The organism is Ruegeria sp. CJ3 (genome assembly GCF_056536725.1).
This window is the reverse complement of sequence record NZ_JBQFQE010000001.1, coordinates 522,390-547,452: the sequence shown is the minus strand read 5'-3', so window position 1 is coordinate 547,452 and position 25,063 is coordinate 522,390. Positions and strand designations below refer to the sequence as shown.

The following is a 25,063-nucleotide window of genomic DNA, read 5'->3' as shown; positions in this document are numbered from 1 at the left end:
TCCGGCTTTTGGGTCATTCATTTCGACAGCGCCCCCATCACCAGCGCTTTGAGCTCGGGGCGCGCGGGGTAAGAGCTGGACGGCGACAGCTGGGTGAAGAACACTGCCGAGAAATCACTGACCTGATCGACCCAGAAATAGGTTGAAGCCATGCCACCCCAACCAAAATCACCCACAGACCCCGGGCTGCGGACCCGCGCCGGGTTCAGAACCACCGCGCCACCAATGCCGAAGCCGGTGCCCTCCATCGGTTGTTCGGCAAAACTCTGCGGCCCCATGGATGCAATGTCGCCTGGTAAGTGGTTGGACATCATGAGTTCCACGGTTTTTGGCCCCAGTAATCGGGCACCATTACCGGACCCCTTGTTCCGCAGCATTTCGGCAAATCGACTGTAATCGTCAATGGTGCTGATCAGACCGCCGCCGCCAGAGAAGGTTGTGGCGGTCTCGAAGGAAGAATTGCCCGCGCTGTCGACAAGGCGCAGGGTCTCACCGCCGGATTTGGCGGCATTCAATGCCATAGCGTCACCCTCAAGCGGGGTATAGAGCGAGGCAAACCGGTCCCCTGCCCCTTTGGGTACCGAAAACCCAGTCTCGTCCATGCTCAAAGGATGCAGGATATTCTCGGTCAGGAACTGGTCCAGCGGCTGCCCCGACGCGACCTCGATCACGCGGCCGATGACGTCGATCCCGACCGAGTATTCCCATCGGCTGCCCGGCTGAAACGCCAGCGGCAGGTCTGCCAGAACCCGGACCCGGTCCGCCAACGGCCCCTGATCGGGCGCGAAAATCAGGTCCAGCTCGTCCATCGCCTGCGGCAGCAGCCCGGGATTGAACGGATAGCTGAGTCCGCCGGTGTGCGTCAGCAGCTGGTGCAGGCTTGGGGTTGGTGCCGGTTCGGTCTGGTCCAGCTGCGTTGCGCCGGGGATCAGCGCTTGCATCGACTGAAACTCGGGCAAAAACTCCGAGACCGGCGCGTCCAGATGAAACTGCCCGCGCTCGACCAGCATCATCAGCGCAACCGACGCAATCGGCTTGGTCATCGAATAGATGCGGACAAGAGTATCGCGCTGAAACGGCAAATCTTTTTCGATATTCCGATGACCACAGGCATGAAAAAACACCTCTTGCCCGTGATGCTGGATCAGCAGAGCGCTGCCCGGATATTTTCGTTGATCCACATAGCGCTGCATCCATGTGCGGATGTGGTTCAGAGACGATGGCTCGAACATCATGTGACGGCTCCGTTCTGGTCGGGTCGATCCTGCGGTTTTACGGGCCAGCGTCGAGCGCCTGCAACCCGTGCTGTGCGAAAACCGGGACATAGGCCCCAAAGACGCGCGCCCGCGCTGGATCGGAGGCATTGCCGTCCAGCGCCCGTTTGTAGACGCCCTGAAGTATTCCGGCCATCCGGAAGAAATTAAACGCCAGATAAAAGCCGAAATTATCGATCCCAGTCAGGCCACGTCGGGCGCAATAGTCGGCGACAAAGGTCCGATCCGACGGCAACCCGAGTGCTGTACGGTCAACCCCGGCCAAGCCGCGCCCTTCCCGGCCCGGAGGCAACTGCCACTGCATGATCACGGCAGCCAGATCAGCATATGGGTGGCCGATGGTCGACAATTCCCAATCCAGCACCCCGATACATCCGGTGCCGTCACGCTGAAACATCAGATTGTCGATGCGGTAGTCGCCATGCACCAGCGTGCGCTGACCGTCATCCTCAGGGAGCCGTTGCTGCAGTTCTAAGATCAGCCGGTCCATGTCGGCAATCCCATCGGTCTCGGACGCGCGGTATTGTTTGGTCCAGCGGGCAATCTGGCGCTCGAAGTAGTTCCCGGGCGGCCCGTAGTCCGCCAGCCCAGCAGCCTCGATATCGACCATATGCAGTTCGGCCAGAACCCGGTTCATCTCATCCAGAATGCCAGTGCGGGTCGCGTTATCCTCGCCCTCCAGCAACGGATCAACGAAAGAGCGACCCTGCAGATGCTCCATAATGTAGAAGGCCGAGCCGATCACGCTGTCATCCTCGCACAGCAGGTACATTTCGGGCACCGGCACCTTGCTGCCCGCCAAAGCGCGCTGAACGCGGAATTCGCGGTCCACGGCATGGGCGGATTTCAGCAGGACGCCCGGCGGCTTGCGACGCAGAACATAGCTTTGCGTGGGGGTTCTGAGCAGATAGGTCGGGTTGGACTGCCCCATGGCAAACTTCGTTGCCTCGATCGGGCCTTCATAGCCGTCAAGATTCGCACGAAGATAGGCGTCTATCGCCTTGACGCTCAGTATGTTTTCGCCGTCCGTCACATCGACCTCCGCTCACAAAGCGTCACCAAAGATATTGCCGCCACTTTGTACATTGATCCCGCCCGACACAGGCAACACCGCGCCGGTCACATAACCTCCGCCCTGACCGCAGAGGAACAAAAGGCAGCCTGCAATATCCTCGGGTCGCCCGACACGGCCCAGCGGGACGGCCTTGCCCACCCGCGCGCGTTTGTCTGCATCTTCGGTGGCAAAGGCCGTCATGCGCGACACGAACGGACCGGGGGCCAGCGCATTCACCGTGACCCGATGCGCGGCCAGTTCCTTGGCCATGATCTTGGTCAGATGCAACACCGCAGCCTTCGACGCGGCGTAGCTATACGCCCCGTCACCCATCGGCACCTCACCCATCACCGAGCCCACATTGACCACCCGCGCAGGATCGTCATCGGTGGCGGATTTCATCAGCAGCGGCAGCAGCTTTTGCGTCAGGTCGAAAATCCCTGCCACGTTGACGCCCATCACCTTCTCCCACGCCGCATGGGGGAACTGCCCCAGCGGCGCGCCCCAAGTGACGCCTGCGTTATTCATCAGGATCTCAAGCGATTGCGTCCGTTGACGCACCTGCTCGACCAGTGCATCGATGCCTTCCTCGCTGCTGAGGTCGCCGGCAAAGCCGTCAGCCGAGCCCGGCGCGTCCAGCGCGTTCAATTCTGCCGCCACGGCCTCGCACGCGTCGCCCTTTCGTGATGCGATCAGAACATGCGCCCCGGCACGGACCAAAGCCTCGGCGGCCATTCGGCCAATACCGGTCGCTCCGCCCGTCACGAGGGCTGTTTTTCCATCTAGCGAGAACAGGGCTTCGGGCGTCATGCGGTCTCCTTTGCTGCTTTCATGAGCACCAGCGCTGCCGTGGAGGCAGCGGTCCGGTCATCATCTTGACAACACCTGTCTGTGATCCAACGATTTCACTGCAACCGAAGCAAGGGGCAAGGCAGGTATATGCGAGCATTACTCAGCGTCAGACCGGGTGGCCCCGAGACTCTGGAACTGACAACCCTGCCCGATCCGGCCCCGAAACGCGGTGAGATTGTTGTGCGCATCCGCGCCGCAGGGGTCAATTTTCCCGATACGCTGATGATCCGGGACCTGTATCAGATGAAACCGTCCCGCCCCTTCGCCCCGGGCGGCGAGGTCGCGGGCGAGGTTGTCGCGGTGGGCGATGGTGTCACCGATTTCGCGGTCAATGACCGCGTTCTGGCCCTGACCGGGCATGGCGGGTTTGCTACGCATGCTGCGCTGAGGGCCGCAACGGTAGTCAAGATTCCCGAAACAATGCCCTACGATCATGCGGCTTGTTTCGTTTTCACTTACGGCACCTCGTATCACGCCTTAAAAAACCGTGCGCAGTTACAACCCGGTGAGACGCTGCTGGTGCTCGGCGCCGCCGGGGGTGTCGGGTCTGCTGCGATCGAACTGGCCAAGGCGATGGGAAGTCGGGTCATCGCGGCTGTATCGTCCGAGGAAAAGGCGGCCTTCTGCAAGAACCTCGGAGCTGATGCAACGCTGATCTATCCCCGCGATCCGGACCGTGACGCACAAAAGGCGCTGTCGGCTGAGATCAAGTCGCTGGCCGGTGGTGGCGGTGTCGATGTGGTTTATGACGCGGTTGGAGGGGGTTACGCCGAACCGGCCCTGCGCGGAATGGCTTGGGGTGGGCGGTATCTGGTCGTTGGATTCCCTGCAGGTATCCCCCGCATTCCGCTGAACCTGACGCTGCTCAAGGGCTGTCAGATCGTCGGAGTGTTCTGGGGTGCGTCCGTGCTGCGGGATCCCAAGGGACACGCGGAAAACATGGCCGAACTGTTCGAGATGTATGGCAGCGGCCAAATCGCCCCCCGCATTAGCAAAACGCTGCCTCTGGCCCGCGCAGCTGAGGCACTCAACTTGCTGGAACAACGCGCGGTTCTCGGAAAAGTTGTGATCGCGATGGAGGATATGTGACCCGCGTTACATCGCAACAGGCAAAGATACGCCAATATGGCAGACAACGGCCCAACCCAAGCGGGTGAAGGCTGCTGGACGCCCCTGAAATTCAGGTTTATGAAAATAAGGAATTGGGGACAGTTTGAAGATGCACAATATTCTGGTTCTGAATGGCCCGAACCTTAACCTGCTGGGCACCCGGCAGCCCGAGGTCTATGGCCATACGACATTGCAGATGATCGAGGACCTGTGCGTCTCACACGGGCAGACGCTGGGGCTGGCCGTTAAGCACGTTCAGTCGAACCACGAAGGCGCGCTGATCGACGCCATTCACGCCGCACGCGGCACGCAGGATGGTATCGTCCTGAACGCCGGTGCCTATACCCACAGTTCGGTTGCACTGATGGACGCGATCTCATCGGCCCAAGTTCCGGTGGTCGAGGTTCATCTGTCCAACATCCACGCGCGCGAGCCGTTCCGGCACACCTCGTATATCGCGCCGGTGGCTCTGGGTCAGATTTGCGGGTTTGGCGCCCAGGGATATGTTCTGGCGCTGGATGCCCTCACCGCGCATCTCGCAGAGAGGGGTGCGGGATGAACCTGAAGGATTACCTCAACTTTCTGAGCTATACGAAGACGCTTGAAGAGCTTTGGGATGCCCATTGCCGCCAGATGGCGCAGTATGGTTTTGACCGGTTGTTGTACGGGTATACCCAATACCGGACGGCGACCTCACTGGGTGACCCCGAAGATTTCGTCATCCTGACGAACCACTGCACCGATTATCTGGACGGGTTCCTTCGGTCTGGCCTTTATTTCCACGCGCCGATGCTGAAATGGGCGCTGAACAATGAAGGGGCCGCCAGTTGGAGCATGATCCGCGATATGATGTCCAGCGGCGTGATGACGGCGGAAGAACTCAAGGTCTTTGAGTTCAACAAGTCCCGCGGCATAACCGTCGGCTATACGGTCAGCTTCAATTCGGTTTCGATGCGCTCGAAAGGTGCGATTTCGTTGGCCGCGCGGGAGCGCAGCCAGCAAGAGATGGACGAGATCTGGCAAGAACACGGCGACGACATCCTGCTGATGAACAACATCGCGCACCTGAAGATCCTGACCCTGCCCTATAACGCCCCGAACCGCGCGCTGACCAAGCGCCAGCGCGAAGCGCTGCAATGGGTCGGTGACGGCAAGACCACGCAGGACATTGCGGTGCTGATGGGGTTGACCTCGGCCACCGTCGAAAAACACCTGCGTCTGGCGCGTGAGGCACTGTCGGTCGAGACCACGGCACAGGCCGTCCTGAAAGCGGCGCTGCAGAACCAGATGTTCGTCATGGAAGTCTGAGGCCGATTTGACGCCGGTTCGCGTCAGATTGACCTAAGGTAAGGAAATCATGACTTCCGAATCTGTTCACGAAATTGCACATTGATATAGTTCCGTGAGTGGTGGCTTTAGCCAGGGAACGTTTTGATCGGACCTTTGCAATATCAAAGCTCTCTGATCGCTCTGACTGAATGGCGCCTATTCGTCCGCGTCGATCTGTTGGAATTTTTGAGGGGCCCTGTCCATCCCCATCATGCGGGGCCCCTCAATCCCCCCCAAATCCAGATGATCTAGAACCAAGTGCGCACAGACGCGTTGTCGCATAAAAAAACCCGGCTGCCTGCGGCAACCGGGTCTCTCGATTTCAACGGCCATCGCCTGTCGGATCAGCCCTGAGCGGCTTTTGCCACTTCAGCTGCGAAGTCTTCTTTTTCGACCACGATGCCTTCACCAACTTCCATGCGGATGAAACCGGTGATGGTTGCGCCCGCTTCTTTGGCCGCGGCTTCGACCGTCAGGTCGGGGTTCACAACAAACTGCTGGTTCAGCAGGGTCGATTCGGCGACGAATTTCTTCATGCGGCCTTCGATCATCTTCTCGATTACCTGCTCCGGCTTGCCGGATTCCCGAGCGATGTCCATTTGGACCTGCTTTTCTTTCTCGACAACTGCCGGGTCCATGTCCGCCTCGGACAGGGCCGCCGGGTTTACAGCGGCGATGTGCATTGCAACCTGCTTGCCGATCGCTTCGTCGCCACCGGACAGAGCGACCAGAACGCCGATCTTGCCCATGCCGTTGGTGGCGGCGTTGTGGACGTAGGACACAACAGTGTCGCCGGACAGTTTGGCCATGCGGCGCACCGACATATTTTCGCCGATGGTAGCTATCTTGTCAGTCAGGGTATCGGCTACGTTTTTGCCGCCGAGATCCGCCGCCAGAAGCGCTTCGACGTTGTCGACGCCTTCTGCCGCATAGGCGATCTTGCCGACCATCTCCTGAAAATCAGCGTTCTTCGCAACAAAGTCGGTTTCCGAGTTCACTTCAACAGCAACACCGTTGCCACCGTTGACGTGCACGGCCACCAGACCTTCGGCCGCGGTACGGCCTGATTTCTTGGCCGCCTTGGCCAGACCTTTGGTCCGCAGCCAGTCAACGGCTTCGTCCATGTTGCCGCCGGTTTCGGTCAGCGCTTTTTTTGCGTCCATCATGCCTGCGCCGGTCGAGTCGCGCAGTTCTTTCACCATTGCTGCTGTGATTGCCATCTCTTGGCTCTCCTCAATTCAAACGGATTAGGGGCAGGTCTACCCTGCCCCATATGTCATTAACGTAACGGGCAGCTTACGCTTCGGCTTTGGCTTCCGGCGCGGCTTCTTCTGCGGGGGCGTCCTCAGCAACCACTTCCTCAACCGGCGCTTCTTCGAAAGCACCCAGGTCGACGCCTGCAGCACCCATCTGAGCGGTCATGCCGTCCAGAGCGGCGCGTGCGGCCAGATCGCAGTACAGAGCAATTGCGCGGGCCGCGTCGTCGTTGCCGGGGATGATGTAATCTACACCATCGGGCGAGCAGTTGGTGTCGACAACAGCCACAACCGGGATACCCAGTTTGTTGGCTTCGGCGATAGCCAGCGCTTCTTTCTTGACGTCGATGACGAACAGCAGGTCAGGAACGCCACCCATTTCGCGGATACCGCCCAGCGATGCCTGCAGTTTGGTCTGGTCACGCTCCATGCCCAGACGCTCTTTCTTGGTCAGGCCTTCTGCGCCCGATTCCATCGCTTCGTCGATCTGGTTCAGACGGTTGATCGACTGGGAAACAGTTTTCCAGTTGGTCAACGTACCGCCCAGCCAGCGGTGGTTCATGAAGTACTGAGCCGACTTTTCAGCCGCTTCTGCGATCGGCTGTGCCGCCTGACGCTTAGTACCAACGAACAGAACGCGGCCACCTTTTGCGACGGTGTCACGAACGGCCTGCAGCGCCTGATCCAGCATCGGAACGGTCTGGGTCAGGTCCATGATGTGGATACCATTGCGCGAGCCGTAGATGAACGGGCCCATGCGGGGATTCCAACGCTGTGTCTGGTGACCAAAGTGAACGCCAGCTTCCAACAGCTGACGCATGGTGAACTCGGGAAGAGCCATGCTATACTTTCCTTTTCCGGTTTACGCCTCGGCGGGGGTGAAAGAAGCGGATGCTCCAACCGGCGGGCCAGATAAGGATTTCTCCCCTATACAGCCCAAACCCCGCCTGCGGGTTTGAATGGCGCGCGTATACGGCAGGTTTGACGACGGTGCAAGGGCCAATCGCCCTTATTTTTCAAGCCGCGCCAAGGAATGTGCGTGGCGCACCGCCTGTTCGCAATGGGCCGCCAGCGCCTTGCGGTTTGCAAAGTCGCTGACCTTGGCCGGGGCGTGATAGATCAACTCGACCCACCCCTGTTTTCGCGCGCCAAGAGTTTTTAGCAAATGCGGCCCGAACTCCATATCACCCCACCAGCCGTAAAAGCGATCCGGTTGACCTTTGGGCGCATGAAAAACCGCCGAGACCGGCTGAACATACATGAATTCACGCAGCTCGTCAGTGAAGAACGCAGCAAAAAGTGTTGTTTTAAATGGCAAAACGCGCAAGCCGTCGGTCGATGTGCCTTCTGGGAAAAACAGCAGCTTGTGTCCCGCTTTCAGGCGGGTCTCGAAAATCCGCGTCTGCTCGCGCGCCTTCTTGGGATTACGTTCGATAAACACAGTCCCCGTCGCCCGAGCCAGCCACCCGATCCCCGGCCATTTCGCCACTTCGGCTTTCGAGACGAAATACACCCGCTTGCGCGCGTTCAGCGCAAATATGTCCAGCCACGAGGTATGGTTGGCCACGACAGCCCCGCGTTGCTGCATCAACTCGCCCGACGTGCGAAAGCCGATCCCAAGGATTCGGAACGCATTGCGGCAGACGAACTGAGTGATGAACGGCGTGACCGGGCGCTGCACCCCGAACACAGGCCGCTCGATCAGGCGGATGGTCAGCAGAATGATCAGCCCGCCAAAGACTAGAATGGCCAGAGGCACACCGCGCAGCACTACCAGCAACCAGCCGATCAGGCCCAGCGTGATCGGATCGGGCGTATCATCGCTTTGCCACGAAGGGTCGGCCACGGGATTACGTCCCACTATAGATACGCCGCTGGCGTTCGTTCATGCGGGTGGTGTCGAGGATCAGGCACACATCGGTCGTGTTGAAGTTATGATCTATAAAGGCCCCCTCGCCCACGAAACCACCCAGCCGCAAGTAGGCTTTGATCAGCGATGGCACCTGCACCATAGCCGCACGCCGGTCCAGTGCGTTCGGTTCCAACAGGTCCATGGGTTGAAAAACACCCGGCTGCGCACGTACTCTCAGATCGGGTGGGGCCAAATAGTTGTGATGCAGCATCGACAGCGGCTGCGCCAAGGCCTGCACGTCGGTTCCGTGAAAACTGGCGACGCCAAATAGAACCTCGATCTCGCGCTCGGTCACATAGGCCGCGAGCCCGTTCCACAGGTGGTACATCGCGGTGCCGCCACGGTAATTCGGGTGCACGCAGGAACGGCCAAGTTCCAGCAACTTACGACCGCTTTGCTTCAGAACGGTCAGATCGTATTCGTCTTCGGAATAGAACTGCCCCACGTCAGCCGCCCGATCGCCGGGCAGCAACCGATAGACGCCAATTACCTCATCCGTCGCGTTATCGCGCGCGATCATATGGTCGAAATAGGGATCAAACCGGTCTTTTTCGAGCCCGGCCTCGTGGTCCACCATCGCGCCGCCACCGCCCAGCTCACGCACGAAGACATCGTACCGCAGCCGCTGAGCGGCGTGCAATTCCGCCTCGGTCTCGACGAGTTTTACGGTGAATGAGCGGCCTGCGTTCGGCATCAGAACTGTGTCCGTTGTTCCTGTTGCGCGCTGATAGCGCGTTTGCGCGGCGAAAGGCAACAAGCGCGCATTTCGCCCCAGTTGTTAACCATTCCTAAACCAGTTTCACGGATCAAAGACCGGCATCAGGGCTATGCGTGTCCCGTCGATCACCACTTTCCCCTGCTCGCGGAAGTTAACGGTGATCTTGCCGCCGATATTGGACTGCACCTGTCCAACGCCCCAATCGGGGAAATCGGGGTGGCGGACATACATGCCCGGTGCAAGAATGGCATTCAGATCTGTCATATCGGGGCTCCGGGTCCTGCGGCAGATGCAGCAGGAGGTACGCATGGGTGCAACAGACGTCAACCTGGCCGAGTTGATCGGGTCGCGGATCTGTCACGATCTGATCAGCCCGATCGGGGCCATCACCAACGGGCTGGAACTGCTGGAAATGGTGGGCGCTGCGCAGGGTCCCGAGATGGAGTTGATCTCCGGCAGCGTCGGCAGCGCGGGTGCGCGCATACGGTTCTTTCGTGTGGCCTTTGGCTCGGCCAGCGACCAGCCCTTGGGACGGGCCGAGGTCAGCGAGCTTTTGCGCGATGTTGAGCGCGCGGGTCGGGTCCGGGTCAACTGGAACCTGACCGAGGCGGTGCCGCGCAATCAGGTCAAGCTGGCCTTTTTGGCGATGATGTGCTGCGAAAGCGCGATGCCCTTGGGTGGTGAGGTCGAGATCAGCACACAAGGCGGCGGCTGGACCGTGACGGGCGTGGCCGACAGGCTGAATGTCGACAGCAACCTGTGGAAAGGTGTCGCGACCGGGCGTTTCAGCGACAAACTGAGCCCGGCGCAGGTGCAGTTTGCGCTGCTGCCTGAAACGGCGACAGCGATGGGGCGAAGGGTCGCGGCAGAAACCACCGCAACCCGCGTTACCCTGCGGTTTTAGGTGCGGGTCGTACCGTTGCCGCGCACCAAATATTTGAAACTGGTCAACTGAGCAGCCCCGACCGGGCCGCGCGCATGCATCTTGCCGGTGGCGATGCCGATCTCGGCGCCCATGCCGAACTCGCCGCCATCGGCGAACTGGGTCGAGGCGTTGTGCATCAGGATCGCACTGTCCAGCCGTTCAAAGAACCGCGCGGCGGCAGCAGCATCTTCGGTCATGATGCAATCGGTGTGGTTGGAACCATATTTGCGAATATGGGCAATCGCGGCGTCGATATCGGCAACTGGCTTGGCGGCAATGATGCTGTCCAGAAACTCTTTGCCCCAATCCTCGGCCGTGGCTGCAGTCGTTCCGTCGAGGGCCAGTACACCCTCGGCATGTACTTCAACACCAGCGGTCTGAAGCGAGGAGATCAGATCGCGGCCAAGGGTTTCGGCAACGTCCTGATGGATCAGCAAGCATTCCGCCGCGCCACAGATTCCGGTGCGCCGGGTCTTGGCGTTCAGCACCACATCCAGCGTTTTCTGGGGATCAGCGGCCTTGTCGACGTAGATGTGAACGATGCCTTCCAGATGCGCGAAGACCGGCACGCGGGCTTCGCGCTGCACCAGCCCCACCAGACCTTTGCCGCCACGGGGGACGATGACGTCGACAAATTCAGTCATCGTCAGCAATTCCTGCACCGCCTCGCGATCACGGGTCGGCACCAGTTGAATGGAGTCCTCGGGCAGGTTGGCGGCCTTCAGCCCCTCAACCAGACAGGCATGGATCGCGGTTGAGGAGTGAAAGCTCTCTGACCCGCCACGCAGGATCACCGCGTTGCCGGATTTCAGGCACAGCGCGCCCGCATCCGCGGTCACGTTGGGACGGCTTTCATAGATCACGCCGATCACACCCAGCGGCGTGCAAACACGCTGGATATTGAGGCCCGAGGGCATATCCCATTCCGTGATGACCTCGCCCACAGGATCGGCCTGATCGGCGACGGTGCGCAGCCCGTCCACCATACCTTGAACGCGCGCCTCATCCAACATCAGGCGATCCATCATCGCGGGGCTCAGACCCTTTCCACGCCCGAACTCAAGGTCTTTTTTGTTGGCCTCAATGATGTCCGCACGGTTGTTCCAGACGGCGTCGGCGGCAGCGATCAGCGCCGCGTGTTTGCGCTCGGCACTGGCAAAGGCAAGCTCGGCCGAGGCTGCTTTGGCGCGTTCACCAAGGTCGGCCATCATTGCGGGAATGTTGTCGAAATCCTTCATCTCATGCGCCTTTCGGTCTCAGTATATCAGGTCGCGCCCTCACAGCGCCAGATCGTCCCGGTGGATCAAGGCCGCGCGGCCCGGATAGCCCAGTGTCGCCTCGATCTCGGACGATTTCCGCCCTTTGATCGCGTCCGCCTCTTGCGCAGTATAGCGGCTGAGGCCTTGCGCCAGCCGTCGCGCTTGCGGGTCCAGAATGGCCACCGGATCGCCGCGGCCAAAATCACCCGTGACCTCGACTATCCCCGCAGGCAGCAGGCTTTTACCATTGGAAAGCGCCTTCGCTGCGCCATCATCGATCACAATTTCTCCACGCGGTTTCATTGCCGAGATCCAGCGTTTGCGAGCCGCATGCGGATCAAGTGTTGCCGTGAACCAAGTACAATTCGCACCGTTTTCAAGCATTTTCAGCGGGTTCAAAGGCGACCCTTCGGTGATCGCCATGTCACATCCCGCAGCCGTCGCCATCTTCGCCGCCAATAGTTTGGTCTTCATCCCGCCCTTGGACAGCCCCGAGCCGGCATCGCCTGCCATCGCCTCGATCTCGGGTGTGATCTGTTCGATCACTCCGTACCGGGTGGCGGTTGCGTCCTCGTTGGGGTTGCCGGAATAGAACCCATCCACGTCGGACAACAGGATCAATTGATCCGCCCCAATGGTCACCGCGATCTGAGCCGCCAGCCTGTCATTGTCTCCATATCGGATCTCATCCGTGGCAACTGTATCGTTTTCGTTGACAATCGGAACAACGCCCAGCCCTAGCAGGGTTTCCAGCGTCGCTCGTGAGTTCAGATACCGTCGCCGATCTGCGCTGTCTTCCAGCGTCACCAACACCTGAGCGGTCTTGATCTGATGCGGGGTCAGCGCCTCTTCGTAGGCGCGCGCCAGGCGGATTTGCCCGACCGCCGCGGCTGCCTGAGACTGTTCCAGCGGCAGGTTCTGCATCGGCAGGCCCAATACACCTCGGCCCAAGGCGATTGACCCGGATGAGACCAGAACGACATCCGTTCCATGTTCTTTCAACCATGCCACATCCTGCGCCAGAGATTTCAGCCAGTCCGATCTGAGCAAACCCGTATCCCGGTCGACCAGCAAGGCCGAGCCGATCTTGACCACCAGACGGCGGGCATGGGTTAGGGTTGCCAAGGCGTGGCCTCCTCGGTGGGTTTTTGGCGCAGACGGTTTTCGTCGATCTGCGCGCGCAAGGCGCGCAGCACCTCGGTCACGCCCAGATGCGCAACGCCGGACATGGTCATGACGGGGCCGCCGACGGCTTCCTCCAGTTCGGTTTTGGCCAGTTCGCGTTCATCATCATCCAGCGCATCGACCTTGTTCAGAACGGTGATGCGCGGCTTTTCCGCCAGTTCTCCGCCGTAGGCTTCGAGTTCATGGATGATGGTGCGATAGTCTTCGGCCACCGTGTCCGAGGTACCATCGACCAGATGCAGCAACACCGCACAGCGCTCAACGTGACCGAGGAACCGGTCTCCGATGCCGCGCCCTTCGTGCGCGCCTTCGATCAGGCCGGGAATGTCGGCCACGACGAATTCCACGTTGTCGACGCCGACGACGCCCAGATTTGGGTGCAGCGTGGTGAACGGGTAGTCGGCGATCTTGGGTCTTGCATTCGACGTGGCCGCCAGAAAGGTCGACTTGCCCGCGTTGGGCATACCCAACAGGCCCACATCGGCGATTAGTTTCAGCCGCAGCCAGATGGTCCGATCAATACCCGCCTGCCCCGGATTGGCGCGACGCGGGGCCTGATTGGTGGCCGATTTGAAATGCAGGTTGCCGAAGCCACCGTTGCCGCCTTTGGCCAGCAAGACCCGCTGACCAACCTTGGTCAGGTCGCAGATGACGGTCTCTTCGTCTTCGTCCAGTATCTCGGTGCCCACGGGGACGCGCAGGATGATGTCGTCACCATCCTTACCGGTGCGCTGCTGACCACGCCCGGGTTGGCCGTTCTTGGCGAAGAAATGCTGCTGATAGCGGAAGTCGATCAGGGTGTTCAGCCCATCCACGACCTCGGCCCAGACAGACCCGCCTTTGCCGCCGTCCCCGCCATCGGGTCCGCCGTATTCGATGTATTTTTCGCGTCGGAAGCTGACGCAGCCGCCACCTCCGGCCCCGGACCGGATGTAGACCTTTGCAAGATCGAGAAATTTCATGGTCTGTCCCCTACTGCAAAGGCCCCATCGGCCACAAGTCAGAGTTTCTTTGTATAGGTCCAGGTGGGCACATTCGCATCGCGCGCCACCGAATATGTCTCGGCATCGCCAAGATACTGAAACCCGCAATGGGTCAGCACCCGGGCCGAGGCCGGGTTGTCCTGAAAGACACTTGCGAACATGGTCGCATTCTCAAGCGGGTTTACGTTTACCAGCGTCTCAACCGCAAGCGACGCGATGCCGGTATTCCAGTAGACCGGAGCCACCCAATAGCCGACCTCAGACTGATTGCGATCCAGCCGGGTCAGCGAGATCAGACCAATCAATTCGGGCCCGCCTTCCTTTGTGGCATCCATAGCCCAGACATCCTCGTCCCGGTCTTCGGCCATCGAGCGGGTCACGAACGCGTCGATCGAGCCGGGTGGCAACGGGTGTGGAATCCGAGTGGTCATCCGCGCCACGCGCTCATTGCCTGCATAATGTTCGATGAGACCCATATCCGACCGGCGCAGGGGGCGCAGATCGAACCGCTCGGTTTCGATGACCGGCTGATTGATTATCGTCTCAAGTTTCATAAGTGCGTTCCTCCTCCGAACAACACGAAAAATACGGACGCGACGGTCAGACCCGCCAAAGTCCACATCAGATATTTTTCAATAGGGCGACCTTCAACCGCATGGGCGATCCGGTCCCCGGCAAACGTCCAGATCGGGTGCAACACCATCTGGCAAAACAACAAACAGAGAGCGATCGTGAGCGTCGCCTCAAAACTCGACGTCCCAACCGCGACAAAGCCGGTAAATCCGGCAATGATCATGGCCCAGGCCTTGGGGTTCAGCGGGTGAACGATCAGACCGGCCCAGAACCCGGGCGCATCGCCTTCAACCGTGCCGCGCGACAAACGCAGATTGGCGATCTTCCACGCCAACCAGCATATATACACGGCCGAGGCGTATTTCAGCACCTCAAACGCCAACGGAACCTGCTCGGCCACCTGCATCAGCCCGAACCCAACGGGCCAGATGATCAGTTGCTTGCCCAACACCACGCCCGCCACAAAGGGCAGCGCCGCCCGAAAGCCATAGCGCGCACCGGTGCCCAGCAGGACCATGTTGGCCGGTCCCGGCGTGCCGACCTGTGAGGCGGCAAATATCAGGAAGCTGGTGGTTGCGACGGTCATTGCCCGACCTCCCAGCACCTGCGCGTCAGGTACATTCTTCTGAGCGAATGGGTTTTGCCGGTTGCCCGGCACCGAACGTTTCCCAAGTTTCCTTCTGCGAATCCCAGCTTTCTCAGAACATGGCGGGAGGCTTGATTCTCGATGAAATAGCCGCTCTTCAGCCGTCTGCTATGGCGCAGGAAGTAACGGTAGATCACAGCTTTCGCCGCCTCCGACGCAACTCCCATCCCCCAGAAGTCGCGCCCCAGCCAATAGCCAAGCTCACGTTCGGCACCGACACAGCCGGCCAGCCTGGTATCTAGGAACACAAGAAACGCGTTGCCCGCGCTGTGCTTGTTACGCTGAATGAACGAAACGGCATCCTTGCGCATGTAGGGAAACGGCGCGCGGGTCAGCCAGCGCGATACCTCGCGATCGTTGATGACCTCGACCACAGCCGCCGCATCCCGCATTTGCGGGCGGCGCAGAACAAGCCGTTCTGTTGTGATCACCTCGGTCATCAGACCTCTCCTGAAAACGAAAAAGGGACCGGCATTTTCTGCCGGTCCCCCATGAATTTTTTATTAAACCTTCTGGGTCTCGGCTTACTCTGCGGCCTCCGCCACTGGCAGGACCGAAATAAAGGTGCGGTTTTTAAGTCCCTTGTGGAACTTCACGGCGCCATCGGTGGTTGCAAAGATGGTGTGATCTTTGCCCATGCCTACGCCTTCGCCCGGCCAGAACTTGGTGCCGCGCTGACGCACGATGATGTTGCCTGCAATGGCGGCCTGGCCACCATACAGCTTCACGCCAAGGCGACGACCCGCTGAGTCGCGACCGTTACGGGAGGAACCGCCAGCTTTTTTATGTGCCATTCTCTCTCTCCTTAGCCCTGAGCCAGCTCTTTAGCTTGCTCAACCCATTCGGGTTTCACTTTGATGGTGTCGATAGCAGCAATCTGCTCGTCCGACAAGGCGGCCAGAGCGGCAAAGCTTTCGATACCTGCGTCGTTCAGCTTTTTGGCAGCGGCAGGGCCGACACCGTTCAGCTTGGTCAGATCGTCAGCGGCAGCAGCGGCGGGTGCTTCTGCTTTAGCTTCTGTTTTCTTAGCAGCAGGCTTTTTCGCCGCCGGAGCAGCTTCGCCAGCCGACGCGGAACCGGTTGCAGCTTTGATGCCCGACTTGTCAGCGCCCGACGACAGGATGTCGGTGATCTTGACCAGAGTCAGCTTCTGACGGTGGCCAACGGTACGCTTCGAGCTGTGCTTACGACGGCGCTTGACGAATTTGATGACCTTGTCACCTTTGATCTGTTCGATCACTTCGGCCTGAACGCCTGCGCCTTCAACGAAAGGTGCACCAACAACCGGAGCGTCACCGCCCAGCATCAGAACATCGTTGAATTGAACTTTTTCACCTGCGTCGGCAGCCAGTTTTTCAACACGGAGCACGTCGCCCGCCTGAACCTTGTACTGCTTGCCGCCAGTCTTGAGGACCGCAAACATGCGTCTTTCCTTTTCCAAACCGCGTTCTGTGGTCCCCTTTCGGGTGTTTTTGGCCCCAAGAAACTTGAAAGCCACCTCGAACTGCGCGCCCTTTTCGGGCTGTGTGAAGACCCCCGGACATCTGTCCTATGGGTCAATAATAACGAGACCCGGCGCGGAGATTCCGGCCGGGATGCGCGCTTATCCAAACATTCGGGGGTAAAGTCAACCCAATTCGGCGGTCAGAGATCAGAGGCTCGCATCGCCTGCGCGACGGCGGCGCCCAGTTGGAACGAAATGCCGTCTATGACCTCATCAAACCCCTCGAACAGCGCGTTGTTCAGTGCCCGACCCGCGTCGGTGCGCGAAAATGCGATGTTCTCACGCATCTGCGAGTCCGTCAGAGGTTGATAAGCCATCAACAGAAAGGAATACATCCATTCTGTCGTCTCGGCCCGTGTCTCATCGCGTTGCGACAACAGTTCCTCAAGCAGCGCTTGTTCGTCCGCGAATTCGCCCTGCCCCGATGCAAGCCCGCGATAGAAGTTGAAATCGGCACTCAGCGAGCCCTCAACGTTCTTGTCGATCAGATCATTGACCTGAACGTATTCGTCCACCAGCCGAAAGAACGGCGTCTCCCGGTCGGCCTGCGCGTATGATGCGCGCGCGATTTCCTCTATCGCCTCGTCCGACAATGCCTGACGGGCCGAGTTTTCCAGCGACACAATCGTCTGCCCCAATGTGCTTTCGAAAAAGATTGCAGCCTGCTCCAACTGAGCTTCGGTCATGTTGCTTTCAACCGATCGGGACAACTGCGCCTGCATCGTTTCGGGATCATACAAGGCCTCGACCTGCGCCTGAAAATACAAACCACCTGCCCCACCAAGCAGCGTGTCATTCATTCCGCGCGCCTGTGCCAGCCCTTCTTCGCTGAGGATGCCCATGAAGTCCGACACCTGCATGGCCCGCATCAGGCGCTCGACCTGCTCGCCCGCCGCCAGCGGGCCGACCCATAGCAGCAGCGCCGCCGCGGCGGCCAGCATACGCATCAGATATCCTGCGCCGGGCGCAGTTCGGCCATCCGCGTGGCCAGAACCTCAAAGCGCATGGCCATGATCTCGTACTGAATGGCATTCAGCAATTCGTAGACCTCCTGCATCAGCGGCTGTTCCAGCGCTTCGGCATAGGCCGTGACCTCTTCGTCAGAGAAGTCCTGATAGGTAAAAGCTGACCCGGCCAGCGCCGAGAGTTGTAGCGACCGGCGCATATCGCCTTCATTCCGCCGCATCATCTCGCGCAGCTCGTCGCCGTTCATTTGCAGTTCGATAACCCCTGACGCGCTCGCGGCCAGCAGAAACCGGACCTGGATTTCCTGCAGAGCCCGCAGCGAGGTGTCGCTTGCATCCACCGCACGGTTCATCCGCTTGAGGCTTTCAACGCGCGCCGAGCCATCCTTGATCAGCTCGGAGACAATCGCCTGCCCCTGCTGCTGCTTGGCCGCGTCATCCTCGTCCATATGCGCCGCGTTTTCAGCAACGACCAGCCTTTGACCAAGGTCCGAGGCATAGAACTCGACCGCGTGCGTCAGCGCTTCGTCGCTGAGGGTCTGTTCCAGTATCGAAACTGCCGTTTCGTGCATCTCTTCGGTATCGAACACCTCTTCGGTCAGACGCGCCCAGTCCGATCCGAACCCGTCCGCGTCGATCCCCAGCATGCCGGGTGCCGAAGCCGAAGCCAGCGCAATGCTCTCCAGCGCGACATCGAAGCCGGTCGTGGTCAGAAAGGCTTCGATCCGATCCCGGCTTGCGGCCTCGGACGGCGGGGCAAGAGCGATTAGCGGCAGAACAAGACAAAGGGCGAAGCGGCGCAGATGATAGGTCATACCTATCAGCCTAGGTGTTTTCCGCGCACTGGCAATGGAAAATCCCGGCAACGTCGAATTCAGGAATTTTCTGCTTGCACCCCTGCGCGTTCCCCACTAAATCCCCCCCTCACCAGACCCCCGCGGAGAGGTGCCGGAGTGGTCGAACGGGGCGGTCTCGAAAACCGTTGTGGGTGCAAGCCCACCCAGGGTTCGAATCCCTGTCTCTCCGCCACTTTGCCGCTGTGTCGATCTTTAGGCGGTCTGCTAGACTTGATCCACTCTATCCAGCATATGAACGCGTCGAAGCGGCTTGTCCTGTTTCGCGAGAACACCTTGAAGGAGGTTAGGTTTATGTTTCAGCAGCTTCAGACGGCAAACGAAAGGCCAGCGGTTTTTGGCTATAACACTGTTGATGCGCTTTGGGCTGATGCCTATCGCGCGCGGCATATGTTGGCGTTTCATCTGAACGAAACACTGGATCTTGCATCCCGCAACCATGAGTTCATCGACAGATCCGCCAATTGGTTCGCCGAACGCTTTCAGTTGGACGCAGGCAAGGCCGTCTGTGATTTCGGTTGCGGGCCGGCGCTCTATACTTCTCGCTTCGCCGCGACGGGTGCACGAGTGACCGGAGTAGATATTTCGCACAGCTCTTTACGTCATGCACGGGATCATGCCGAACGTGACGGGCTGAGCATCAATTATGTGCAGGCGAATTACCTTGAGTTCGCGCCTGCGGAACGGTTCGATCTTGTCACGTTGATCATGTGTGATTTCTGCGCCCTCAGTCGACCTCAGCGGAGAACGCTTTTGGCCAAAGTGCACGAATGTCTTCGTGACGACGGTGCACTGGTGTTGGACGTGTATTCGATGGCGGCCTTCGAAGCCCGCGAAGAAGTCAGTTCTTACGAACGCAACCAACTCGACCACTTCTGGTGCGAGGAAGAATACTACTGCTTCGTGAACACATTCAAATACGATGCAGAGGCCGTCGTGCTGGACAAGTACTCGATCTTCACCGAAAGCGGCAGGCAGGAAACAGTCTATAACTGGCTGCAGTATTTCAGCCCGGACAGCCTGGCCAGCGAACTGGCCGAGAGCGGCTTTGCGGCGGCGAATAGCTATCAGGATGTTTGTGGGCAGCCGTTTTCGGCGCAGCATCCCGAATTTGCAGTTGTTGCGAAAAAACGCTGACCTGATTGCGCGGGCTGCGGCACACAATCAGCCGTGCTGAGCAATGGCGTTTTCAAGCCCCCCGGTCTGAAAACCGAAACCAAAGCCCAGTGGCGGCATGAACCCGCCACTTGAATCGCTCGTCATCAGCGTACAGCGGCTCAAACCCGGATTGTGCTGAAATTTCACGGGTTTTCCCCTTTGCGGCGGGCTATTTTCATCCCATCTCGGCGACAGATCATTTGAAGGAGACAGTCATGTCACGTCTATTGCTTATCGTTGCCATCGCCGCCATCGGCGGAGGCGCTTATTATTACGCAACCAAACCTGAACCCACCCCGGCAGAAAAGCTGCAGGCCGCCGCGGAAGACGCAAGTGACGCGCTGGGCGAGGCAGCCTCTGCCGCGCAGGAAGCGGCAAGCGAAGCCGTAAATGCCGCGACCGAGCAGGCGTCGGAGGCGGCATCTTCGCTTACAGATCAAGCCAGCGAGGCCGCCTCGTCGGTAGCTGATCAGGCCACAGACACCGCCTCGGAGGCCGGAGATCAGGTCGCAGCCCTTGCCGCACAGGGGCAGGAATTGCTGAATGGCTGGGTACAAGACGGGATGCTGACCGCACAGAACTTTGACTATGACGCGATGGTGCAGTCAGTGCAGGACAGCGCGCTGGCGCAGGGTGTCAAAACACAGGTCATTCAGATTCTCGATGACATCAAAGCCGCACCCGAGACCGTCGCGGTCAAGATACAGGAACTGCGGACGTTGCTGTCTCAGCAGTAAACAGACCACGGGGCTGACTTTCACTGGTCGGCCCTATTGCTTTGACGGGGTCCGTTCCGCCACGTTAGAGGTCTGTCCGATTGACGCCGTCGTCAGTTTTTGGTTGCCTCACGCCATGGGCGCTTTGGAATTCCAGCGCCTTGTCAGAGACTTCCTCAGCACAGTTCATATAACAAAGGATGGCACGATGACCTCTCTGCCCGATACCATGTTTGCCATAGTCCAGACCCATGAGGGATATTCGGGAACCGCGACAGGACCAACTTTGACCGATGCCTCGGATTGGTTGGCCGAGGCCGAGGTTCCGGTACCTGCGCCGGGTCCCGGGCAGGTTCTGATCCGGTTGCGGACATCGTCGGTCAACCCGTCGGATATTCACTTTATCAAGGGCGAATACGGCCAGCCCCGGGTCAAGGGCGCGGCTGCGGGGTTTGAAGGCTGCGGCGATGTGGTCGCAACAGGCGATGGTGCCGAAACCTTGCAGGATCAGCGCGTTGCATTCGTGGCGGCAGGGTCCGGAGCCTGGGCTGAATACGTGGTGACACAGGCGCAGATGTGTATCCCGCTGCGCCCCGACATCTCGGATGAAGACGGGGCCGCGCAGATCGTGAACCCCCTGACCGCAATGGCAATGGTCGATATCGCGCGCGATTCCGGAGAGGCTTTTGTCGTCTCAGCGGCAACCAGCCAGTTGGGCAAGCTGATGTGCAGCCTGGGGCGAGATCTGGGATTGAAACCGATCGCGCTGGTGCGGCGGGCGGAAACCGTTGATACTCTCAAACAGATGGGCGCGACCGAGGTTCTGGTGACGAGTGACCCGGACGTGGCGGCACAATTCTCGGCAATCAGCGGAACGCTGAAACCGCGTGTCTTTCTGGACGCTGTAGCAGATCAACTGTCTGAGCAGGTGTTCTGCGCCATGCCCAATGGCGCGCGCTGGGTGTGTTACGGCAAGCTCAGCACCGAGTTACCCCGGCTGACGCAGATGGGTCAGCTGATTTTCATGAGCAAGCGGATCGAAGGCTTTTGGCTGACCCGTTGGATGATGGACACACCACCTGCCGACCAGATGCGCGTTGTCGGCGAAGTTCAGGCCCGGTTTGCCGATGGCCGTTGGAAAACGGACGTCTCGGCGCGGCTGCCTCTGCGTGATGTGCTGCCAAATCTCGCGGATGCGCTGAAAAAGAGTGACGGAAAGGTGATCATCACGCCATAGTGGAACCAAGCGCCGGACAAAACCGGCTGAGGGAGGGTGAGATTGGATAACGCACAGCTGCTGATCAGCGGGCTGGCGAATGGCTGTGTCTACGGCCTGATCGCCCTTGGCTTTGTGTTGATTTACAAAGCGACCGAGGCAGTGAATTTCGCGCAGGGCGATTTCATGATGCTGGGCGCGTTCGTGACCATCGGCCTGACCAATACCGAATATATGGGGCTGCCCTTCTGGTTGGCGCTGCCGATCTCGCTTGGGATTATGGGGGGGCTTGGGTATCTCGTTGATCGGCTGATCATCCGCCGCCTGTTTGGTGAAAGTCAGACCGCCGTGGTTATCCTGACCATCGCCTTGGGCTTTGTCATCCGCTTTGTTGCCGGTCTGATCTGGGGGCATGAGCCGCACACGCTGCAGAACCCTCTGGCCGGGAAAGAGGTACGGTTTGGCGGCCTTGTACTGGGGATGGAGGATGTCGCCGTCATCGTCGTGACCATCCTGCTGACCTGGGGGCTTTACGCATTTTTCAGCAAGACCAAGCTGGGGCTTGCGATGCAGGGCGCGTCGCAGAACCAGTTGGCGGCCTATTACATGGGCATTCCGGTCAAGCGCGTGCAAGGTTTCATCTGGGCGTTGGCCGGCGTTGTCGCGGGGATCGCCGGGATACTGTTTGCCGCCAAAGGATCGGTAGATCCGACCACAGGCTTACTGGGCATCAAGGCCTTTGCCGCTGCCGTGATCGGAGGGTTCGGCAGCCTTCCGGGAGCACTGGCCGGAGGGCTAATCGTCGGTGTCATCGAACCCTTCGCCAGCCGCTATATCGCCGCCGGATACAGCCAGATCGCGCCTTACGCGTTGCTGCTGGCGGTACTGATCTTTCGACCGCACGGGCTGTTTAGCCAGGTGCGGGTCAAGAAGGTCTGACGCCCATGCGGATTGTGTTCAAGACCAACTATATGCAGGACATCCGCCCTTGGAAGGACGGCTATCAGCTTAGCCTCTACCTGATCCTTGTGGCGGTGGTCGCAGCTGCGCCGTGGTGGTTGGATGACTTCTATCTTGGGGAACTGACCAATGTTCTGATCTGGGCCATCGCAGGGCTGGGCCTGATGATCCTGACTGGCCATACCGGACAGGCCAGCCTCGGCCACGCCGCGTTTCTGGCCGTCGGGTGCTATGCCAATGTCATCCTGATCGAGGCTGGGGTACCCTTTCTGCTGGCCTTCCCTTTGGCAGGCCTCGTGACCGGCATCGTCGGAGCCACCGTTGCGATCCCCGCCCTCCGCCTGCATGGCATCTATCTGGCGATCTTCACTCTGGCTCTGTCCGTTCTGATGGATGACATAATCGTTCTGGCAGAGCCCATAACGGGGGGCGTCGCGGGCAAGTATCTGGGTGGGGTCGAAATCTTCGGTCACTTGGTCGATCGCTGGGCCACCCCTGATGAGTTCTTCTGGCTGGTGCTGGCTGTCGCTGTCATCGTGACGTTGGGTTACATCAACCTGCTGCGCGCGCCCTTGGGTCGCAGCTTTATCGCCGTGCGCGATTCCGAAGTTTCGGCGCAGGCAATGGGCGTGGATATTGCGCGCACCAAGACGGTCTCGTTTGCTCTGTCTTGTGCGGTCACCGGGTTGGCAGGCGCGCTGATGGGGATGTTTTCAGGGGCGTTTAACAACGAGACTTTCAGCGTCGTGATCTCGATCCAGCTGCTGATGATGATCGTGATTGGCGGGCTAGGCTCGATCCATGGCGCATTTCTGGGGGCCATCGTGATCGGGTTCCTGCCGCAGTTCCTGTCGATCTCAAAGGAATACGCTGGTGCCCTTTTTGGCGGTAATACCGTCGCCATACCGGGCCTGGAGTTCGGCATCTTCGGCATGATCCTGATCGCCTTCATCCTGTTCGAACCGATGGGCCTTTACGGTCGTTGGTTGAAAATCCGAACATGGTTCGAGCTGTTCCCCTTCTACCGCAAGGATATGTTCAAACGGCAGAAATCCTATCTCAAGACGGAGCGTCTGAGATGAGCCTGCTGGAGTTCGAAAACGTCACCCTGAAATTCGGTGGCCTGACCGCGGTGGATAACCTGTCATTCGATGTGCAGCAGGGAGAGGTGTTCGCCATTGTCGGGCCCAATGGTGCGGGCAAATCGACGGTCTTTAACCTGATCTCGCGCTTCTACGATCCTTACGCCGGGGCGATCCGGTTCGACGGGCATGACCTGCTGCGGGTCAAACCCTCAGGCGTGGCAGCCTTTGGTGTCGCGCGCACCTTCCAGAATATCGAATTGTTCGAACACGCGACCGTTCTGCAGAACCTGTTAGTCGGGCGACATCGGCATCGCAAAACCAACCTGATCTCGGAGATCCTGTTCACGCCTGCGGCCCGCAGGCAGGAGATCGAAAACCGTGAAAAGGTTGAAGAGATCATCGATTTCCTCGACCTGCAGGCCTTCCGCGACAAGCTGATCTCGGGCCTGCCGTATGGCGTGCGCAAGGTGGTCGAAGTTGCGCGCGCGCTGGCCACTGATCCGAAACTGCTGTTGCTGGATGAACCCGCCTCGGGTCTCTCGGTAGAAGAGACCACAGATATGCGCTGGTGGATCGACGACATCCGGCGGCAGATGGGGATCACCGTGCTGATGGTGGAACATGACATGGGTCTTGTATCGGGCGTTTCCGACCGGGTGCTGGCGATGGCTGATGGCGCGAAGCTAGCGCTGGGAACCCCGCCTGAGGTGCAATCCCACCCGGCGGTGGTCGAGGCATATCTGGGCAAAGCCTCATGAATCAGCCAATCCTCACCATCCGCAATATCGAAAGCTTCTATGGCCCGATCATGGCCATTCGCGGCGTGTCGCTGGACGTGCATCCCGGGCAGATCGTTTCAATTCTGGGTGCAAATGGCGCGGGCAAGACAACGCTGATGAAGACCGTCTCGGGCGTGATGGACCCCGAGAAAGGGTCGATAACCTTCGACGGTCAGCAAATACAGGGATCAGAACCCCATAAGGTCGTGCAGAAAGGCATCGTCCATGTCCCGGAAGGGCGCGAGGTGTTTCCGCTGCTGACCGTTGATGAAAACCTTAGCCTCGGGGCCTATACCCTGTCGGACAAAGGCCAGATCGACCATGATCGCGATCTCGTGTTTTCCTACTTCCCGGTGCTGAAAGAGCGCCGCGCGCAAGAAGCAGGAACCCTATCCGGCGGGCAGCAACAGATGCTGGCCATCGGGCGGGGCCTGATGGCCAACCCACGCATCATGCTGCTGGATGAGCCTTCGCTGGGTCTGTCCCCGCTGCTGGTGCAGGAGATTTTCGGTATCCTTAAACGCCTCAACGATGAACAGAACATGACGATGATGCTGGTTGAGCAGAACGCAAACGCGGCGCTGGAACTCGCCCATCATGGCTATGTGATGGAGATCGGGCGGATTGTCATGGATGGTGCGGCGGAAACCCTGCTGCAATCTGAAGACATCCAGAATTTCTATCTGGGCGTTCAGGAAGAAGGCGCGCGGGAAAACCGCCGCTGGAAACGTAAGAAGACGTGGAGGTGAG

At 59.5% G+C, this 25,063-nt stretch carries 29 protein-coding genes and 1 tRNA gene; 12 read left to right on the top strand and 18 right to left on the bottom strand.

What is annotated here, in order from left to right:
• Positions 1–17 precede the first annotated feature (17 nt).
• From ACR0J1_RS02725 to ACR0J1_RS02715, 3 genes are read right to left on the bottom strand one after another with little or no spacing between them, the layout of a single operon-like run.
• Positions 18–1,235 carry a serine hydrolase domain-containing protein gene (locus ACR0J1_RS02725; protein WP_480729597.1) on the bottom strand — a complete coding sequence of 406 codons (1,218 nt, stop codon included), beginning with the start codon at positions 1,233–1,235 and terminating at the stop codon, positions 18–20.
• Between the two features lie 37 nt (positions 1,236–1,272).
• Positions 1,273–2,307: a phosphotransferase family protein gene (locus ACR0J1_RS02720; RefSeq protein WP_480729598.1), complete on the bottom strand. Its 1,035-nt coding sequence runs from the start codon at positions 2,305–2,307 to the stop codon at positions 1,273–1,275.
• Between the two features lie 12 nt (positions 2,308–2,319).
• Positions 2,320–3,138: an SDR family NAD(P)-dependent oxidoreductase gene (locus tag ACR0J1_RS02715; protein WP_480729599.1), complete on the bottom strand. Its 819-nt coding sequence runs from the start codon at positions 3,136–3,138 to the stop codon at positions 2,320–2,322.
• A gap of 129 nt (positions 3,139–3,267) precedes the next feature.
• On the opposite strand from ACR0J1_RS02715, the gene ACR0J1_RS02710 reads away from it, so the two are divergent.
• The 3 genes from ACR0J1_RS02710 (at position 3,268) to ACR0J1_RS02700 (ending at position 5,598) form a co-directional block, all read left to right on the top strand.
• Complete coding sequence (locus tag ACR0J1_RS02710) at positions 3,268–4,269, top strand: NADPH:quinone oxidoreductase family protein (protein ID WP_480729601.1); 1,002 nt, start codon at positions 3,268–3,270, stop codon at positions 4,267–4,269.
• Positions 4,270–4,399: 130 nt separating this feature from the next.
• Positions 4,400–4,849, top strand: coding sequence for a type II 3-dehydroquinate dehydratase (aroQ, locus tag ACR0J1_RS02705; RefSeq protein ID WP_480729603.1), 450 nt, complete (start codon positions 4,400–4,402; stop codon positions 4,847–4,849).
• A complete protein-coding gene (locus tag ACR0J1_RS02700; protein WP_480729604.1) occupies positions 4,846–5,598 on the top strand; it encodes an autoinducer binding domain-containing protein in 753 nt (250 codons plus the stop codon). The genes aroQ and ACR0J1_RS02700 overlap by 4 nt, the downstream gene beginning before the upstream one ends.
• A gap of 365 nt (positions 5,599–5,963) precedes the next feature.
• Here the strand turns inward: ACR0J1_RS02700 and tsf are convergent, their stop codons facing one another.
• From tsf to ACR0J1_RS02675, 5 genes are all read right to left on the bottom strand, one after another.
• Entirely contained in the window at positions 5,964–6,839 is an 876-nt protein-coding gene (gene tsf / locus ACR0J1_RS02695; RefSeq protein WP_480729606.1) for a translation elongation factor Ts, read from the bottom strand.
• 76 nt (positions 6,840–6,915) lie between these two features.
• Entirely contained in the window at positions 6,916–7,716 is an 801-nt protein-coding gene (gene rpsB / locus ACR0J1_RS02690) for a 30S ribosomal protein S2 (protein ID WP_480729607.1), read from the bottom strand.
• A gap of 168 nt (positions 7,717–7,884) precedes the next feature.
• A complete protein-coding gene (olsA, locus tag ACR0J1_RS02685; protein WP_480734475.1) occupies positions 7,885–8,721 on the bottom strand; it encodes a lyso-ornithine lipid O-acyltransferase in 837 nt (278 codons plus the stop codon).
• 4 nt (positions 8,722–8,725) lie between these two features.
• Positions 8,726–9,481: an L-ornithine N(alpha)-acyltransferase gene (olsB, locus tag ACR0J1_RS02680; RefSeq protein ID WP_480729611.1), complete on the bottom strand. Its 756-nt coding sequence runs from the start codon at positions 9,479–9,481 to the stop codon at positions 8,726–8,728.
• A 105-nt stretch (positions 9,482–9,586) separates the two neighbouring features.
• Positions 9,587–9,769 (bottom strand): DUF3553 domain-containing protein, encoded by a 183-nt coding sequence (locus ACR0J1_RS02675; protein WP_010440107.1) that lies wholly within the window; start codon positions 9,767–9,769, stop codon positions 9,587–9,589.
• A gap of 43 nt (positions 9,770–9,812) precedes the next feature.
• Here ACR0J1_RS02675 and ACR0J1_RS02670 point away from each other — a divergent pair, with 43 nt between their 5' ends.
• Complete coding sequence (locus tag ACR0J1_RS02670) at positions 9,813–10,409, top strand: histidine phosphotransferase family protein (RefSeq protein ID WP_480729613.1); 597 nt, start codon at positions 9,813–9,815, stop codon at positions 10,407–10,409.
• On the opposite strand, the gene ACR0J1_RS02665 is transcribed toward ACR0J1_RS02670, so the two are convergent.
• The 10 genes from ACR0J1_RS02665 to ACR0J1_RS02620 all read right to left on the bottom strand — a co-directional run bounded on the left by ACR0J1_RS02665 (position 10,406) and on the right by ACR0J1_RS02620 (position 18,360).
• On the bottom strand, positions 10,406–11,668 hold the full coding sequence (locus tag ACR0J1_RS02665; RefSeq protein ID WP_480729615.1) for a glutamate-5-semialdehyde dehydrogenase: 1,263 nt from the start codon (positions 11,666–11,668) through the stop codon (positions 10,406–10,408). The genes ACR0J1_RS02670 and ACR0J1_RS02665 overlap by 4 nt on opposite strands.
• Positions 11,669–11,707: 39 nt before the next feature.
• Complete coding sequence (gene proB / locus ACR0J1_RS02660) at positions 11,708–12,814, bottom strand: glutamate 5-kinase (RefSeq protein ID WP_480729617.1); 1,107 nt, start codon at positions 12,812–12,814, stop codon at positions 11,708–11,710.
• Positions 12,802–13,836 (bottom strand): GTPase ObgE, encoded by a 1,035-nt coding sequence (gene obgE, locus ACR0J1_RS02655; RefSeq protein WP_480729618.1) that lies wholly within the window; start codon positions 13,834–13,836, stop codon positions 12,802–12,804. Before obgE ends, proB begins: the two co-directional genes overlap by 13 nt.
• A gap of 38 nt (positions 13,837–13,874) precedes the next feature.
• Positions 13,875–14,411 carry a GNAT family N-acetyltransferase gene (locus tag ACR0J1_RS02650; protein ID WP_480729620.1) on the bottom strand — a complete coding sequence of 179 codons (537 nt, stop codon included), beginning with the start codon at positions 14,409–14,411 and terminating at the stop codon, positions 13,875–13,877.
• The gene (locus tag ACR0J1_RS02645) at positions 14,408–15,016 is read right to left on the bottom strand and encodes a LysE family translocator (RefSeq protein WP_480729621.1); all 609 of its coding nucleotides are present in this window, start codon (positions 15,014–15,016) and stop codon (positions 14,408–14,410) included. The genes ACR0J1_RS02650 and ACR0J1_RS02645 overlap by 4 nt, the downstream gene beginning before the upstream one ends.
• On the bottom strand, positions 15,013–15,516 hold the full coding sequence (locus ACR0J1_RS02640) for a GNAT family N-acetyltransferase (RefSeq protein WP_480729623.1): 504 nt from the start codon (positions 15,514–15,516) through the stop codon (positions 15,013–15,015). Before ACR0J1_RS02640 ends, ACR0J1_RS02645 begins: the two co-directional genes overlap by 4 nt.
• A gap of 84 nt (positions 15,517–15,600) precedes the next feature.
• A complete protein-coding gene (rpmA, locus tag ACR0J1_RS02635) occupies positions 15,601–15,870 on the bottom strand; it encodes a 50S ribosomal protein L27 (RefSeq protein ID WP_039535512.1) in 270 nt (89 codons plus the stop codon).
• Positions 15,871–15,881: 11 nt separating this feature from the next.
• Entirely contained in the window at positions 15,882–16,499 is a 618-nt protein-coding gene (locus tag ACR0J1_RS02630; RefSeq protein WP_480729625.1) for a 50S ribosomal protein L21, read from the bottom strand.
• 221 nt (positions 16,500–16,720) lie between these two features.
• Positions 16,721–17,527, bottom strand: a complete 807-nt coding sequence (locus ACR0J1_RS02625) for a DUF2059 domain-containing protein (protein WP_480729627.1) — start codon at positions 17,525–17,527, stop codon at positions 16,721–16,723.
• Positions 17,527–18,360 (bottom strand): DUF2059 domain-containing protein, encoded by an 834-nt coding sequence (locus ACR0J1_RS02620; RefSeq protein ID WP_480729628.1) that lies wholly within the window; start codon positions 18,358–18,360, stop codon positions 17,527–17,529. The genes ACR0J1_RS02625 and ACR0J1_RS02620 overlap by 1 nt, the downstream gene beginning before the upstream one ends.
• Positions 18,361–18,484: 124 nt before the next feature.
• Here ACR0J1_RS02620 and ACR0J1_RS02615 point away from each other — a divergent pair.
• The 8 genes from ACR0J1_RS02615 to ACR0J1_RS02580 all read left to right on the top strand — a co-directional run bounded on the left by ACR0J1_RS02615 (position 18,485) and on the right by ACR0J1_RS02580 (position 25,062).
• Positions 18,485–18,574, top strand: a tRNA-Ser gene (locus tag ACR0J1_RS02615).
• Positions 18,575–18,612: 38 nt separating this feature from the next.
• Positions 18,613–19,536 carry an SAM-dependent methyltransferase gene (locus ACR0J1_RS02610; protein WP_480729630.1) on the top strand — a complete coding sequence of 308 codons (924 nt, stop codon included), beginning with the start codon at positions 18,613–18,615 and terminating at the stop codon, positions 19,534–19,536.
• Between the two features lie 236 nt (positions 19,537–19,772).
• Positions 19,773–20,294 carry a hypothetical protein gene (locus ACR0J1_RS02605; RefSeq protein WP_480729631.1) on the top strand — a complete coding sequence of 174 codons (522 nt, stop codon included), beginning with the start codon at positions 19,773–19,775 and terminating at the stop codon, positions 20,292–20,294.
• 187 nt (positions 20,295–20,481) lie between these two features.
• A complete protein-coding gene (locus tag ACR0J1_RS02600; RefSeq protein ID WP_480729633.1) occupies positions 20,482–21,510 on the top strand; it encodes a zinc-binding dehydrogenase in 1,029 nt (342 codons plus the stop codon).
• Positions 21,511–21,552: 42 nt separating this feature from the next.
• Positions 21,553–22,428, top strand: coding sequence for a branched-chain amino acid ABC transporter permease (locus ACR0J1_RS02595; protein WP_480729634.1), 876 nt, complete (start codon positions 21,553–21,555; stop codon positions 22,426–22,428).
• A 5-nt stretch (positions 22,429–22,433) separates the two neighbouring features.
• Positions 22,434–23,531 (top strand): branched-chain amino acid ABC transporter permease, encoded by a 1,098-nt coding sequence (locus ACR0J1_RS02590; RefSeq protein ID WP_480729635.1) that lies wholly within the window; start codon positions 22,434–22,436, stop codon positions 23,529–23,531.
• The gene (locus ACR0J1_RS02585) at positions 23,528–24,292 is read left to right on the top strand and encodes an ABC transporter ATP-binding protein (RefSeq protein WP_480729637.1); all 765 of its coding nucleotides are present in this window, start codon (positions 23,528–23,530) and stop codon (positions 24,290–24,292) included. The genes ACR0J1_RS02590 and ACR0J1_RS02585 overlap by 4 nt, the downstream gene beginning before the upstream one ends.
• Positions 24,289–25,062: an ABC transporter ATP-binding protein gene (locus ACR0J1_RS02580; RefSeq protein ID WP_480729639.1), complete on the top strand. Its 774-nt coding sequence runs from the start codon at positions 24,289–24,291 to the stop codon at positions 25,060–25,062. Before ACR0J1_RS02585 ends, ACR0J1_RS02580 begins: the two co-directional genes overlap by 4 nt.
• Position 25,063 lies beyond the last annotated feature (1 nt).

Coding starts and splice junctions, on each gene's coding strand:
- ACR0J1_RS02630 (WP_480729625.1), bottom strand. CDS start 16,499: ATGTTTGCGGTCCTCAAGACTGGCGGCAAGCAGTACAAGGTTCAGGCG.
- ACR0J1_RS02620 (WP_480729628.1), bottom strand. CDS start 18,360: ATGACCTATCATCTGCGCCGCTTCGCCCTTTGTCTTGTTCTGCCGCTA.
- ACR0J1_RS02645 (WP_480729621.1), bottom strand. CDS start 15,016: ATGACCGTCGCAACCACCAGCTTCCTGATATTTGCCGCCTCACAGGTC.
- ACR0J1_RS02640 (WP_480729623.1), bottom strand. CDS start 15,516: ATGACCGAGGTGATCACAACAGAACGGCTTGTTCTGCGCCGCCCGCAA.
- ACR0J1_RS02715 (WP_480729599.1), bottom strand. CDS start 3,138: ATGACGCCCGAAGCCCTGTTCTCGCTAGATGGAAAAACAGCCCTCGTG.
- ACR0J1_RS02725 (WP_480729597.1), bottom strand. CDS start 1,235: ATGATGTTCGAGCCATCGTCTCTGAACCACATCCGCACATGGATGCAG.
- obgE (WP_480729618.1), bottom strand. CDS start 13,836: ATGAAATTTCTCGATCTTGCAAAGGTCTACATCCGGTCCGGGGCCGGA.
- aroQ (WP_480729603.1), top strand. CDS start 4,400: ATGCACAATATTCTGGTTCTGAATGGCCCGAACCTTAACCTGCTGGGC.
- ACR0J1_RS02605 (WP_480729631.1), top strand. CDS start 19,773: ATGTCACGTCTATTGCTTATCGTTGCCATCGCCGCCATCGGCGGAGGC.
- ACR0J1_RS02710 (WP_480729601.1), top strand. CDS start 3,268: ATGCGAGCATTACTCAGCGTCAGACCGGGTGGCCCCGAGACTCTGGAA.
- rpsB (WP_480729607.1), bottom strand. CDS start 7,716: ATGGCTCTTCCCGAGTTCACCATGCGTCAGCTGTTGGAAGCTGGCGTT.
- ACR0J1_RS02665 (WP_480729615.1), bottom strand. CDS start 11,668: ATGAAGGATTTCGACAACATTCCCGCAATGATGGCCGACCTTGGTGAA.
- ACR0J1_RS02700 (WP_480729604.1), top strand. CDS start 4,846: ATGAACCTGAAGGATTACCTCAACTTTCTGAGCTATACGAAGACGCTT.
- ACR0J1_RS02650 (WP_480729620.1), bottom strand. CDS start 14,411: ATGAAACTTGAGACGATAATCAATCAGCCGGTCATCGAAACCGAGCGG.
- olsB (WP_480729611.1), bottom strand. CDS start 9,481: ATGCCGAACGCAGGCCGCTCATTCACCGTAAAACTCGTCGAGACCGAG.
- ACR0J1_RS02670 (WP_480729613.1), top strand. CDS start 9,813: ATGGGTGCAACAGACGTCAACCTGGCCGAGTTGATCGGGTCGCGGATC.
- ACR0J1_RS02580 (WP_480729639.1), top strand. CDS start 24,289: ATGAATCAGCCAATCCTCACCATCCGCAATATCGAAAGCTTCTATGGC.
- ACR0J1_RS02590 (WP_480729635.1), top strand. CDS start 22,434: ATGCGGATTGTGTTCAAGACCAACTATATGCAGGACATCCGCCCTTGG.
- ACR0J1_RS02600 (WP_480729633.1), top strand. CDS start 20,482: ATGACCTCTCTGCCCGATACCATGTTTGCCATAGTCCAGACCCATGAG.
- tsf (WP_480729606.1), bottom strand. CDS start 6,839: ATGGCAATCACAGCAGCAATGGTGAAAGAACTGCGCGACTCGACCGGC.
- ACR0J1_RS02585 (WP_480729637.1), top strand. CDS start 23,528: ATGAGCCTGCTGGAGTTCGAAAACGTCACCCTGAAATTCGGTGGCCTG.
- rpmA (WP_039535512.1), bottom strand. CDS start 15,870: ATGGCACATAAAAAAGCTGGCGGTTCCTCCCGTAACGGTCGCGACTCA.
- ACR0J1_RS02675 (WP_010440107.1), bottom strand. CDS start 9,769: ATGACAGATCTGAATGCCATTCTTGCACCGGGCATGTATGTCCGCCAC.
- ACR0J1_RS02625 (WP_480729627.1), bottom strand. CDS start 17,527: ATGCGTATGCTGGCCGCCGCGGCGGCGCTGCTGCTATGGGTCGGCCCG.